The organism is Akkermansia muciniphila (assembly GCF_002884975.1).
Taxonomy (GTDB): Bacteria; Verrucomicrobiota; Verrucomicrobiia; order Verrucomicrobiales; family Akkermansiaceae; genus Akkermansia; species Akkermansia muciniphila_C.
Genome location: NZ_PJKB01000003.1, coordinates 319643 through 331955 on the forward strand (window position 1 = coordinate 319643; position 12313 = coordinate 331955).

Here is a 12313-nt window from a genome sequence, read left to right on the forward strand (position 1 = left end):
TTCCCCCCCCTTCAAGAGCACATGCGTCTTCAACTTCCGCAAACGTTTTCCCGCGGGCTTTCATTCCCCCTGCATGTATTTGATATTTCTCAGGCTTGCTTGCTATTTTATTTGAATTTAATAGAAATATATTCCATATTTATTGAAAATAAATCCTTATCAAATTCATGACGGGAGATTCAATATTCAAGGAACAGTGGACCCTCCTCCGGAAGGAAACGGAAATGGACTCCGCTGCCCTCCAGGAAAAGCTGGAACACTTCATTTTCCGGCAGTATGGCCTGATGGCCCTGATGCATTACATCAAAGCCCTTTCCATCCTGGAACTCAGCCATCGCTTCTACCTGCGGTTCCGCGGGAGAAGCCGCTCCCTGGCGGAATCCATTCTTTACTGGACCGTCCTTGCGGAAACGAATATCCACATGACGCTCCAGGGGGTGAAGGATGAGCCGCCTTTCATCAAGCCGCACGCGGGAACTGAAACGGCTTCCCAGCTTGATATGCTAAAAGACTGCTATCTCCTTTATCTGAAAGACAGGCAGCACCCCTGCTGGCCTCCGGACTCCCGCAGGAGCCGCCTCATCCGGGATAAATGGAATGGGCCGGAGCTGGAGGAGGACTACTTCCCGGGGTTGTGCCGGAACAACACGGACCGCCATTACGCCAACATCATGTACATCCTGCTGGGAGAAACCCTGCACTCCCTGGTTTCCCTCCGGCAAATCAGGAACCACGGCAAAAACATGCTGACGCTCAGCCGGGAACAATATTCACAGCCCCCAATTGACGCCCCAAGGCCTCCAGCGGCCTCTCGTCACAGGGAATGCGCTCCGGACGGCAAGCCGTAAACCTACAGAATCAGCATGCAGTCCCCGTAGGAAAAGAATCTGTAACGTTCCCGGATGGCTTCCAGGTAAGCCTTCATGACCAGCTCCTTCCCGGCAAAGGCGCTAACCAGCATCAGCAGCGTACTCTGCGGCAGGTGGAAATTCGTGATCAGGGCATCCACCACCTTGTACTTGTAGGGGGGATAAATAAAAATGTTCGTTGCCCCGGCACACTCCCTCAAGGGCAAACCCTCCGCGGCAGCCACGTGTTCCAGCACGCGCACGCTGGTAGTGCCCACGGCAAATACCCTCCCGGCTTCATTGATCGCCCGGGCAGTAGCTTCAGGCAGGAAAAAATGCTCCGTGTGCATCTGGTGGTCTTCAATCCTGTCCGCCTTGACTGGGCGGAACGTCCCCACGCCCACGTGAAGCGTCAGAAAATCATGGGGAACGGACGCCAGCAGTTCCGGCGTAAAATGCAGCCCTGCCGTGGGAGCGGCAATGGCCCCCTCATGCCTGGCGTAAACGGTCTGGTAGCGCTCCTTGTCGGACGGGTCGCTTTCGCGGTTCATGTAATGGGGAAGCGCCAGGCGGCCATACTTCTCCTCATCCACCTCCCGGTCAAAGCGGATGAGGCGGTAGCCTTCCTCATCAATGCCTTCCACGGTGCCCACAGCTTCTCCCACGGCGACCGTGCGCCCCGGCTTCATCTTGCGCCCCGGACGCACCATGCATTTCCACAGCAGGGGGTTAAGCACCTCCGCACGCACTATTTCAATAGACCCGTCATTGGAAAAATACCGCGCCGGAACCACCCGGGTATCATTCAGGATAAAATGATCCCCTTCCCGCACATACTCCGGCAAATCACTGAAATGCCTGTGCTCAATCAGGCCCGTGTCCCGGTGGATGACCATCATCCGGGAAGCGGCGCGGTCCGGAAGGGGCCGGTCCGCAATTAATTCCTCCGGCAGCGGATAATCAAAATCAATGGTGCGCACGGCCAAGTGCATTGCCACGAATCCGCTGAAAGGTCAATACCTTTAAACCATAGGTAACACAATTATATCTTTGCCTGTACCGGATAATATGGTATGGAAGGAAACATGAACAACTTGCTGTCAGCAACCATTTCCAACACCACTGCCTGGGGGACTATCCTGGTAGTCGTCCTCGTCATCTTTCTGGTCATCTTCTTCGCCATCATCGCTAAATTCTTCAAGACATGGCTGCGTGCGCGGCTGGCAAAAGCCCCCGTCTCCATGAGCAACATGCTGGGGATGTGGCTCCGGAAAGTGCCCTACCCCCTGGTGGTGGACACCCGCATTACGGCAGCCAAGGCCGGACTGGACATCAGCACGGATGAACTGGAAGCCCACTTCCTGGCCGGCGGTGACATCGTGGACTGCGTGCTGGCCCTGATTGCCGCGGAAAAAGCCGGAATCCCGCTGAGTTATGACCGCGCCTGCGCCATTGACCTGGCCGTGAAAGGCACGTCCAAAACCGTGCTGGAGGCCGTGAGAACCTCCATCAATCCCCGCGTCATCGACTGCCCGAACCCCAGCTCCGGCCAGACGCGCCTGACGGCTGTGGCCCGTGACGGCATTGCCGTGGCGGTACGCGCCCGCGTAACGGTGCGCACCAACCTTGACCTCTTCGTGGGGGGCGCCACGGAAGAAACGGTGGTCGCCCGCGTAGGGGAAGGCATCGTTTCCGCGGTAGGTTCAGCCCCCTCCTACAAGGACGTTCTGGAAAAGCCGGAAGTGATTTCCCGCACCGTGAGCGACAAGGGCGTGGACGCCGCCACCGCGTTTGAAGTGCTCTCCATTGACATTGCAGACGTGGATGTAGCGGGCAACGTGGGCGCACGCCTCCAGGCAGAGCAGGCGGAAGCGGACAAGCAGATTGCCCAGGCCAAGGCGGAAGTGCGCCGCGCCGCCGCCGTGGCCACGGAACAGGAAATGGCCGCCAAGACGCAGGAGATGCGCGCCAAGGTGGTGGAAGCGGAAGCTCAAATCCCCATGGCCATGGCGGAAGCCTTCCGCAACGGCAACCTGGGCGTGCTGGACTATGCCCGTTACCAGAATGTAGTGGCTGACACCCGGATGAGGGACTCCATCGCCAAGCCGGATACCTCCCCCTCCTCCATTAAATAAACTTTCCGGCCTCCGTAAAGACCGGGTGCTCTCCACGGAGGCCTCTCCCCCCCTTATGGATTTACTGGCATACATGCTTGCCTCCGGCGGCGATGACGACCACCTGAAAGTCTGGTTCTGGCTGATCGTGGGGGCCATTTACCTTATCAAGGTGGTGGTAAATTTCCTGAAACCAAAAGAGGAGGAAAAGGAAAAGCCCATCCTGGACACGGAGGACCATCATGAAAAACGCGTGAAGGAGGTTATTGCGGAAATGCGCCGGACTACTCCACAGCCGCAGCCCCCGGCGCGGCACCAGGCGCCGCAGCGCGCCCCGCGCCCTTCCGCCCCGCCTGTTGAGCTTCCCACCCCCGCCGTAACCCGCAAGCCGCGCCCTGCACCGGAACCTGTGCCTGAGCAGACCCGGCCGACAGCCCAGCAAGCAGCCCAGAACGTTCTGGAGCAATACGTGAAAGCCACGGAAGAGGCACAGCGGTCCATGCGTGCCCTGTCTGATGCGGAACAGGCAGCCCTGCACCGTTTACAGGAAAGGGAAATGAAGGAAAGCCGCCCTGAACCGCTCCCGGCGGTTGCCCCGGCCGACCCTCTCTCCCTGAAAAACTCCCTGCGCCGCTCCCAATCCCTGAAAACGGCCATCCTTTATCAGGAAATCCTGGGCAAGCCCCGCGCCCTCCGGGGCGTCTCCTTCAGCGGGGAATAGGCAGGAACGTTCCCTTCACGGCTGAGCCCGCCGCTCCCCACGTTCCCCGCTGGCCGCACTGCCAGGGGACAAGGGGTGACTCCTTCATCTTTCGGATTCACCCGCCCTGCGGGTTCATGCTGGACATTCCAGCCAGCCGGAAAACTGGTTTTCCGCCCTGAAAAAACCGCCTCCCCCGCTATTCCCCCCGCACCCTTTTCTCCATTCTCCCTTGCCTGGAAAAGAAAGCGGGGGTACCCTTCTCCCGCAATGACAGATACACCTTTGCAGATAGCCGGGCGCCAATTCACCTCCCGCCTGATGATGGGAACGGGAAAATTTTCTTCCAATGAGAGCATGAAAGAGGCTCTGGAAGCTTCCGGCTCCCAAATTGTTACGGTGGCTCTGCGCCGGGCGGACCTGACGGGCTCCCATGATCCTGCCGCCAATATCCTGGACTTTATTGATCCGGAAAAATACCTCCTTCTCCCAAACACCAGCGGAGCGACCACGGCGGAAGAAGCCGTGCGCCTGGCGCGCCTGGCCGTAGCGGCCGGCCTTCCCAACTGGATCAAACTGGAAATCCACCCGGATGCCCAGTACCTGATGCCGGACCCCATAGAAACGCTCAAGGCGGCGGAAATCCTGGTCAGGGAAGGCTTCACGGTGCTTCCCTACATCAACGCGGACCCCGTGCTCGCCAAGCGCCTTCAGGAAGCCGGAGCGGCGGCCGTCATGCCTCTGGGCGCGCCGATCGGCACCAACAAGGGCGTTCTTACCAGGGAACTGATCAGCATCATCATTGAACAAGCCGTCGTCCCCGTCGTGGTGGACGCCGGGCTGGGAGCGCCCAGCCACGCGGCGGAAGCCCTGGAAATGGGAGCGGACGCCGTGCTGGTCAATACGGCCATTGCCGCCGCCGGAGACCCTTCCAGCATGGCAAAAGCCTTTGCCCTGGCCTGCCGCGCAGGCCGCATGGCCTATCTGTCCGGCCTCCCCGCCGTTTCCGCCAAGGCCGCTGCCACCAGTCCCCTCACTTCCTTCCTGCATTAAAGGCGGGAGCGGGGGCCTATTCTTTACCGCTACGGCTCAGGGAGCCTTGGACGCCGCCGTCTTTGCCATCTTTCTGCGAATCAGGAACTCCAGAACGAAGCAGGCCGCCACAAACAGGACAATCAGCGGAATCAGGTAAGGCTGGCTGAAGAACATCTGGTAGAAAAAGGCGCCCAGAATAAACAGCATCAGCAGGAATCCCAGGATAATCAGCAGGATGTTCCCCTTCGTCTCCTTCCGGAGCCGCCAGTGGGCTACGAACACAGCCAGATAGCTGATCAGGAAACATGCCCCCGCCAGATTGGCGATGGCTACCAGGTTAAAGGCATTCGTCATCACCAGAATGCCCAGCAGCAGGTAAAAAAAGCCCTCTGTGCCGTTTCCCCAGAAGGGGCGTTTGAAAATGGCTCCCAACTGTCCGTTGTGGGCCAGGGCCCTGGAAATGTCCAGCATGCTGAACATGGTGGCATTAATGGCTGACGCCGTGGCAATCAATGCCGCTACGGAGACGGCCATGAACCCCCACACGCCCAGCACGGGATAGGCGGCCTGCGCTACGGCGGTCTCCGTATGGCTTTCCAGGGAAGTGGCGGGAACATTGGACAGGACCACGTAGGAAAGCACCAGATACAGCACCAGCACGATGCCTATCGCCAGAAAAATGGCCTTGGGCAATGTTTTGGCCGGATTCTTCAGATTGCCCGCCGTATTGGCCATCATGCCGTAACCGGCAAAAGCGAAGAACGTCAGCCCTACACTCCCCAGCAGGCCGTCCAGCCCCTTCACCGGAATGGGGTCCGCGCCCACCGGCACGGTGGAACCGAAGCTGGCAAGCATCAGCACCGTCAGAATCAGCAGCTTGAACGCCACCATCACCACCTCGGACTTCCCGACGGCCTTGGCCCCGCCCATGTTCAGCGCCCCCAGCAGAAGAATGGCCACGCTGGCAAACAGGGCGGTGGAATACATGCTGACCAGCCCGTCCGGCAAAAACAGGCGGGACGCGTACGCGCCAAAGGACTTGGCTACCAGGGCCACGGTAATGACCAGCGTTCCCAAATAAATCAATGTGAGCGCACCGGAAAGGGTCTTGTGGGAAAAAGCCTGGTTGAAATAATCCATGATTCCTCCGGAACCGGGATAACGGGAGCCCAGCTTGGCGTACGTATAACCGGAAAGCAGGGCGGCAGCGCCTCCCAGCAGGAAAGACCAGTACACGTTTTTACCCGCCATCAGGGTCGCCTGACCCATGAGGGCGAAAATTCCCGCTCCCACCATGGAACCTATTCCCAATGCAATCACGCTCCACAGGGATAAATATTCTTTTGGAGCCTTTCCGTGCATAAGGGAATTAGAAAGCTCCGGGCCCCGGAACGTTGACCTTTCCCCGCGGCATGACACGTCTGCCGGTTCCGGACGGACAACGTCATCATGACTATTCCGGCACGGCTTTCCCCTTGAACCGCCCTCAGGGGGCATGTAGGGTACGGCTGATGATCAAAACCGCCATTTTTGACTTTGACGGAACCCTTGCGGATACCCTGCCCCTGTGCCGGGAAGCCTTCCGCCAGGCTGTACGGGATCTGGACGGCAGGACGGCGACGGATGAAGAAATAGAAAGCCAGTTCGGGCCGGACGACCTGGGCGTCATTCAAAGGCTGCTTCCCGGAAAGCCGGAGCTCCACGAACGCGGCAGGGAGCTTTTCATCCGCTATTACCGTGAACTCCACCCGGAACTGGCACCCTCCCCTTTCCCCGGCGCCCATGAGTTGCTGCACGCTCTCCGCAACCGCGGCATCCGGCTGGCCATGGTCACCGGCAAGCGCCTGGAAAGCGCAGACATTTCTCTCCGGTTCTTCCACCTGGACGGGTTCTTTCCCATTCTGGAAACAGGCTCCCCGCAAGGCGGCGTAAAGCCGGACCGCATTAAACGGGCGCTGAACCGCCTGAATTCTTCTGCTGAAGAAGCCGTCTACATTGGGGACTCCCCCACGGATGTGGACGCTTGCCGCGCCGTCCCCATCCGCATTCTTGCCGCAGGCTGGGCCGCGGAAGCGGACGTGGAGGGGCTGAAAGAACGGAAGCCGGACTACCTGCTGACCCGCTTTGAAGATATGGACCGCTTTTTCCGGGAGCATGCATCCGGGGGACCGGGTGAGCCGATGCCGCCTCACGGTGGAAATGAAGGCCTTTAATATTGCAATCCCGCAGGAAATCAGACACCATTGCTCACCCCGTTAAAACCAATCCTTCAATGACTTCCCAGAAAGAATCCGGAAAAGAGGGCCTGAAAATCCTGCTCATGCTCGCCAGCGCCATCGTCATCACGGCCGGACTGCAGGCGGGAAAGCCGGTGCTGCTCCCCATCGTTCTGTCCGGCTTTCTGGCTATTGTCAGCTATCCGCTAACCTCCTTCTTCAAAGGGCGCCTGCGCTTTCCGCACTGGCTGGCAGTGACCTTCACGGTCATCATGGACTTTGGGATTCTGGCGGGGCTGGGTTATCTGGCCCAGTACCTGGGGCAGGATCTCGCCAACACCGTCACGAACAAATACCAGCCCATGCTGGTGGAAAAAATTCATGAACTCCGCGCTTTCCTGATTGAACATGACTGGAACAACCTGGCGGACCAGGTGCTTCAGGAACTGCCGGACCTGCTCAATGGCCAGCGCATCGTGGCATTTTCCACAGGGGTCATGGGGCAGCTCGCCTCCATGCTGACCTTCACCACCCTCATCCTGATCCTGATGACCTTCTTCCTGGGAGAGGCGCCCCGTTTCCGGATGAATATCAACAAGCTGGGAAACAACAGCGACACAGGCATCCGCAAATTCTCCAAAGCCCTGGCCGGAGTCCAGAAATACCTGATCATCAAAACCTTCATCAGCGCGGCTACAGGCCTGCTCGCCTTCCTGCTCTGCTATTACATGAAGGTGGACTTTCCTCTGCTGTGGGGCATCGTGGCCTTTGCGCTCAACTTCATCCCCACCTTCGGCTCCATCATCGCGGCCATTCCGCCCACCCTGCTCGCCATGCTGCTGATCAGCCCTACGGCCGGCATCATCGTGGCCGGCGGGTATCTGGTAATCAATACGGCCCTGGGGAGCTGCCTGGAACCCATGCTGCTGGGGCGCCAGTTCGGCATCGTCACCAGCATGGTGCTGCTCTCCGTCATCTTCTGGGGCTGGGTATGGGGGCCCATCGGCATGCTTCTGGCCGTACCCATCACCATGCTGATCAAGCTGGGGCTGGAAAGCTCCAAGGACCTCGCCTGGATCGCCCAGCTCATCGACAACCCTCCCACGCCCAGATTCCCCCTCCCCCCCCTCCACTCCGGGAAAACCAACGAAAGCACAACCAAGGAATAATCCATGCATTCATTCGCATACAAAAACGGCACGCTCTACTGTGAAAACGTCAACCTCCAGGAACTGGCGGACAAGGAAGGGACGCCCCTGTACGTTTACAGCAAGCAGACCATCCTGAACCATTTCCACCGCCTCCGGGAAGCCCTGGCGCCCCTTAACGCGGAAGTGGCCTACGCCGTCAAGGCCAGCTCCAACATCGCCATCCTGAACCTCATGGCCCGCAACGGCGCGGGGTTCGACATCGTTTCCGGCGGCGAGCTCTTCCGCGTTCTCAAGGCAGGGGGCGATCCTGCCAAATGCACTTATGCCGGGGTGGGAAAAACGGAGCAGGAAATCCGCTACGCCCTGGAACAGGGAATTTACTGCTTCAACGTGGAATCGGAGGCGGAACTGCGCGCCATTGACGCCATTGCCGCGTCCATGGGAGTGAAAGCCCCGGTAGCCGTGCGCGTCAATCCCAACGTGGAGGCGGGAACGCACAAATACATCACCACCGGCAAGGCTGAAAACAAATTCGGCGTGGACTTTGAACTCATTGAACCTCTATACGAGATGGCGGCCCGTGAGCTCCCGCACCTCCAGCTGAAAGGCCTGCAAATGCACATCGGCTCCCAGCTCACCCAGGCGAAACCCTTCATGGAAGCCGTCAGAAAAGTGGCTCCGCTTGCCGCCTCGCTAAAAGAAAAACACGGCATTGAATTCTTCTCCATCGGCGGCGGCATCGGCATCGTTTACCAGGACACGCTGGATTCCGGCGTGCAGGAATGGTGGAACGAAGACTGCGCCCAGCTCACGCTGAGCACCTACGCCCAGGCCGTCGTGCCCACCCTGCAGCCTCTGGGGCTGCACATCATCGTGGAACCGGGGCGCCTCATCGTGGGGAATGCCGGCGCGCTCATTACCCGCTGCCTGTATGAAAAAACGGGAAAGGCCAAGACCTTTAAAATTGTGGATGCGGGCATGAACGACCTCATCCGCCCGGCCCTGTACCAGGGCTACCATGAAATCATCCCGGTAAAGGAACACCTCTCCGAATCCTGCATCACCACGGACGTCGTGGGCCCCATCTGTGAATCCGGTGACTTCCTGGCCCAGAACAGGGACATGACGGACGTGCGCCAGGGAGAGCTCCTGGCCGTGCTGTCCGCCGGCGCCTATGGTTTTTCCATGTCCTCCAACTACAATTCCCGCCCCATGGCGGAAGAAGTGCTGGTGGACGGAAACCAGTGGAACATCATCCGCAGCCGCCAGACCTGGGAAGACCTAATCCGGGGAGAATCCATTCCGGAATAATCTCCCTTATCAATTCCTGTTCTCCATCAGGGGATGTCCCTCCCGGGTAAAACCGGGAATGGGCATCCCCTTGCATCCGAAAGGCAAATCCCGTAAAGCCGCCTTGCAAATGCCAGCGGAATATATTATTCACGGTAAAACTTTTTCCGTTATGTTTTCCAAAATCCCCTTTCTGGCCGCCGGCCTCCTGTCCGCGTCCGCCGCCTTCTCCCTGCCCTCCAAACCCGTACAGGGCGACCCGGCCATCATCCCCCTTCCATCCGCGCTGGATGTGGAAAAAAACAAACCGGGATTTCTGGTCAACAACACGCTGCCCGTTTCCAAAGCGGGAGACAAGAGCTGCATTGCCTCCTTCGTGACAGGGTTCTCCAACAACACTCATCAAATCAAGGTCAGCCCGGCCCCCTCCGCAACCAATGCCGTGCAGATTCTTCTGAAAAAAGACGCTTCCCTGTCTCCGGAATGGTACTCCATCAAGGTCTCCACGCAGGGTGTCACCGTCTCATGCACATCTCCCGCCGGAGCTTTCTATGCGGCGCAGACCCTCAAGCAGTCTCTGGAAAAGGATGCCGCCGGCCACTGGGCCCTTCCCTGCATGACCATCACGGACAGCCCGCGTTTCACCTGGCGCGGCATCATGATTGACAGCGGCCGCAACCCCCGTTCCATTGAGGAGCTGAAAACCATCATTGACCTGCTCGCCCGCTACAAGGTAAACACCATCCACTGGCACCTGACGGAAGACCAGGGATGGCGGCTGGAAATCAAAAAATATCCCAGGCTCACCTCCATCGGCGCCACCCGCCCGGAAAGCCCCATTCCCGGCAACCGCAACAAGGGGGACGGCAAGCCCTTCACCTTCTTCTACACCCAGAAGGAAGTGAAGGAACTGGTGGACTATGCCAAACGCAGGCACATCACCATCGTGCCGGAAATAGAAACGCCGGGACACGCCGCGGCCGCCATCACGGCCTATCCCGAATTCGGCAACAAGGACATTCCCGGCTACAAGCCCCGGGTGGCGACGCGCTGGGGCATTCTCCCCTTCACGTTCAGTCCCACGGAACCCACCTTCAAATTCATTGACGGCATTCTGGAAGAAGTCTGCCAGCTCTTTCCGGATTCCCCCTACATCCACATAGGCGGAGACGAAGCCCCCAAGCAGCAGTGGAAAAACTCCCCCCAGGCCCAGGAGGTGATGAAGAAAAACGGCCTGAAAAACGAACAGGAACTCCAAAGCTACTTCGTCCACCGCGTGGAAAAACTCGTCAACGCGCGCGGCAAGCAGATCATTGGCTGGGATGAAATCCGGGAAGGCGGCCTTTCCAAGACGGCCACCCTGATGGTCTGGCACGATCCCGGCATTGCCAGGGAAGCCATCAAGCACGGAAACAAGGTGATCATGACCCCCTTTGAAAGCACGTACCTGATCCGGCAGGAAGGGCCGCATCCCGAAGGCCCCGAATATGAAATGGCGACTTTCTCCACCATTCCGCTGCAAAAAGTCTATAACATGAATCCCGTCCCGAAAGGCCTCACCCCGGAACAGGAAAAGAACATCCTGGGCGTGCAGGGAAGCTGCTGGAGCGAATACATGACCACGCTGGCCAAATGGCAGTACATGGTCTTTCCGCGCATGTTCGCCATCGCAGAGCTGGGCTGGACGCAGCCCGGCCGCAAGGATTTTACGGATTTCAAGGGGCGCCTGGACAGGCACAAGCCTTTTCTGGACGCGCTGCGCGTCAACTACCGGACGGACTCCGGGGAACCGGCGCAGCCGGAGGCAAAAATGATCCGTGAATGACCATATCCCGCAAGAGCGCGCCGCCCCCTGCGCGCGCCGGAGTTCAGCCTTGCCCTCCTGAAAAAAAACACCTATCATACCGCCGTTATGCCAATAGCCACACCAGAACAATACATCACCATGCTTGAAACGGCCAAGAAGGAAGGCTATGCCTACCCCGCCGTCAACGTGACCACGATCGAAGTGATCAACGGCGCTCTCCGCGCCTTCTCCGAAGCCAAAAGCGACGGCATCATCCAGGTCTCCATCGGCGGCGGCAAATTCGCCTCCGGCACCTCCATCGGCAATTCCGCCCTTGGCGCCATTGTTCTGGCGGAAGCCACGCGCCGCCTGGCTGAAAAGCACAACGTGCTCGTAGCCCTGCACACGGACCACTGCCAGCCCGAACACGTGGACACCTTCCTGCGCCCCCTGATCGCTGAATCCCGCCGCCGCGTGGAACGCGGTGAAGCCCCCCTCTTCAACTCCCACATGCTGGACGCTTCCACCCTGCCCATGGCTGAAAACCTCAAGCTCTCCCGGGAACTGCTGAAGGAATGCGCCGAACTGGGCATCGTCCTTGAAATCGAAATCGGCGTCGTGGGCGGCGAAGAAGACGGCGTGGACAACTCCGGCCACCCTGCCGACAAGCTTTACACCTCCCCGGAAGACATGCTGATGACGTATGAAGCCCTGGCCCCCCTCGGCAAATTCATGCTGGCCGCCACCTTCGGCAACGTGCACGGCGTCTACAAGCCCGGCCACGTCAAGCTGAAGCCCAGCATCCTGCGCGACGGCCAGGAAGCCGTGGTCGCCAAGCACGGCGAAGCGGCCCGCATGCCCCTCGTCTTCCACGGCGGTTCCGGCTCCGAACTCTCCGACATCCGCGAAGCCGTTTCCTACGGCGTGGTCAAGATGAACATCGACACCGATACGCAGTACGCCTTCACCCGCCCGATCGTCTCCCACATGTGCGAACACATCAACGGAGTGCTCAAGATTGACGGAGAAGTGGGCAACAAGAAGGACTACGATCCCCGTTCCTACCTCGCCAAGGGTGAAAAGGGAGTCGCCGCCCGCCTTCAGGAAGCCGCAGACAACCTCATGTCCGCCGGCAAGACCCTCTTCGGCAAGATATAAACAGCCCTTCAACGG

11 protein-coding genes are annotated in these 12313 nt (G+C 59.1%); 9 read left to right on the forward strand and 2 right to left on the reverse strand.

The window, feature by feature from the left end; all coding sequences use genetic code 11:
- Window positions 1-167 precede the first annotated feature (167 nt).
- The gene (locus CXU21_RS11225; RefSeq protein WP_102726084.1) at window positions 168-848 is read left to right on the forward strand and encodes a hypothetical protein; all 681 of its coding nucleotides are present in this window, start codon (window positions 168-170) and stop codon (window positions 846-848) included.
- 2 nt (window positions 849-850) lie between these two features.
- Here the strand turns inward: CXU21_RS11225 and queA are convergent, their stop codons facing one another.
- Window positions 851-1840 (reverse strand): tRNA preQ1(34) S-adenosylmethionine ribosyltransferase-isomerase QueA, encoded by a 990-nt coding sequence (gene queA / locus CXU21_RS11230; RefSeq protein ID WP_219723194.1) that lies wholly within the window; start codon window positions 1838-1840, stop codon window positions 851-853.
- 93 nt (window positions 1841-1933) lie between these two features.
- Here queA and floA point away from each other — a divergent pair, with 93 nt between their 5' ends.
- The 3 genes from floA (at window position 1934) to CXU21_RS11245 (ending at window position 4715) form a co-directional block, all read left to right on the forward strand.
- Window positions 1934-2983, forward strand: a complete 1050-nt coding sequence (gene floA, locus CXU21_RS11235; protein WP_180972328.1) for a flotillin-like protein FloA — start codon at window positions 1934-1936, stop codon at window positions 2981-2983.
- Window positions 2984-3038: 55 nt separating this feature from the next.
- Complete coding sequence (locus CXU21_RS11240; protein ID WP_146016617.1) at window positions 3039-3683, forward strand: hypothetical protein; 645 nt, start codon at window positions 3039-3041, stop codon at window positions 3681-3683.
- Between the two features lie 249 nt (window positions 3684-3932).
- Complete coding sequence (locus CXU21_RS11245; RefSeq protein ID WP_102712788.1) at window positions 3933-4715, forward strand: thiazole synthase; 783 nt, start codon at window positions 3933-3935, stop codon at window positions 4713-4715.
- Window positions 4716-4751: 36 nt separating this feature from the next.
- On the opposite strand, the gene CXU21_RS11250 is transcribed toward CXU21_RS11245, so the two are convergent.
- Entirely contained in the window at window positions 4752-6059 is a 1308-nt protein-coding gene (locus CXU21_RS11250) for an APC family permease (RefSeq protein ID WP_257997394.1), read from the reverse strand.
- Window positions 6060-6208: 149 nt separating this feature from the next.
- Here CXU21_RS11250 and CXU21_RS11255 point away from each other — a divergent pair, with 149 nt between their 5' ends.
- The 5 genes from CXU21_RS11255 to fbaA all read left to right on the forward strand — a co-directional run bounded on the left by CXU21_RS11255 (window position 6209) and on the right by fbaA (window position 12298).
- Window positions 6209-6910 (forward strand): HAD family hydrolase, encoded by a 702-nt coding sequence (locus CXU21_RS11255; protein WP_180972789.1) that lies wholly within the window; start codon window positions 6209-6211, stop codon window positions 6908-6910.
- Window positions 6911-6969: 59 nt separating this feature from the next.
- Window positions 6970-8082, forward strand: a complete 1113-nt coding sequence (locus tag CXU21_RS11260; RefSeq protein ID WP_102712792.1) for an AI-2E family transporter — start codon at window positions 6970-6972, stop codon at window positions 8080-8082.
- 3 nt (window positions 8083-8085) lie between these two features.
- Window positions 8086-9375, forward strand: coding sequence for a diaminopimelate decarboxylase (gene lysA / locus CXU21_RS11265; protein WP_102726087.1), 1290 nt, complete (start codon window positions 8086-8088; stop codon window positions 9373-9375).
- Window positions 9376-9526: 151 nt separating this feature from the next.
- Window positions 9527-11179 (forward strand): beta-N-acetylhexosaminidase, encoded by a 1653-nt coding sequence (locus CXU21_RS11270; protein ID WP_180972790.1) that lies wholly within the window; start codon window positions 9527-9529, stop codon window positions 11177-11179.
- An 87-nt stretch (window positions 11180-11266) separates the two neighbouring features.
- Window positions 11267-12298, forward strand: coding sequence for a class II fructose-bisphosphate aldolase (fbaA, locus tag CXU21_RS11275; RefSeq protein ID WP_102712798.1), 1032 nt, complete (start codon window positions 11267-11269; stop codon window positions 12296-12298).
- Window positions 12299-12313 lie beyond the last annotated feature (15 nt).

Excerpts from the sequence above, each read along its gene's own strand:
- CXU21_RS11225 (WP_102726084.1), top strand. The coding sequence starts at position 168 with ATGACGGGAGATTCAATATTCAAGGAACAGTGGACCCTCCTCCGGAAG.
- queA (WP_219723194.1), bottom strand. The coding sequence starts at position 1,840 with ATGCACTTGGCCGTGCGCACCATTGATTTTGATTATCCGCTGCCGGAG.
- floA (WP_180972328.1), top strand. The coding sequence starts at position 1,934 with ATGAACAACTTGCTGTCAGCAACCATTTCCAACACCACTGCCTGGGGG.
- CXU21_RS11240 (WP_146016617.1), top strand. The coding sequence starts at position 3,039 with ATGGATTTACTGGCATACATGCTTGCCTCCGGCGGCGATGACGACCAC.
- CXU21_RS11245 (WP_102712788.1), top strand. The coding sequence starts at position 3,933 with ATGACAGATACACCTTTGCAGATAGCCGGGCGCCAATTCACCTCCCGC.
- CXU21_RS11250 (WP_257997394.1), bottom strand. The coding sequence starts at position 6,059 with ATGCACGGAAAGGCTCCAAAAGAATATTTATCCCTGTGGAGCGTGATT.
- CXU21_RS11255 (WP_180972789.1), top strand. The coding sequence starts at position 6,209 with ATGATCAAAACCGCCATTTTTGACTTTGACGGAACCCTTGCGGATACC.
- CXU21_RS11260 (WP_102712792.1), top strand. The coding sequence starts at position 6,970 with ATGACTTCCCAGAAAGAATCCGGAAAAGAGGGCCTGAAAATCCTGCTC.
- lysA (WP_102726087.1), top strand. The coding sequence starts at position 8,086 with ATGCATTCATTCGCATACAAAAACGGCACGCTCTACTGTGAAAACGTC.
- CXU21_RS11270 (WP_180972790.1), top strand. The coding sequence starts at position 9,527 with ATGTTTTCCAAAATCCCCTTTCTGGCCGCCGGCCTCCTGTCCGCGTCC.
- fbaA (WP_102712798.1), top strand. The coding sequence starts at position 11,267 with ATGCCAATAGCCACACCAGAACAATACATCACCATGCTTGAAACGGCC.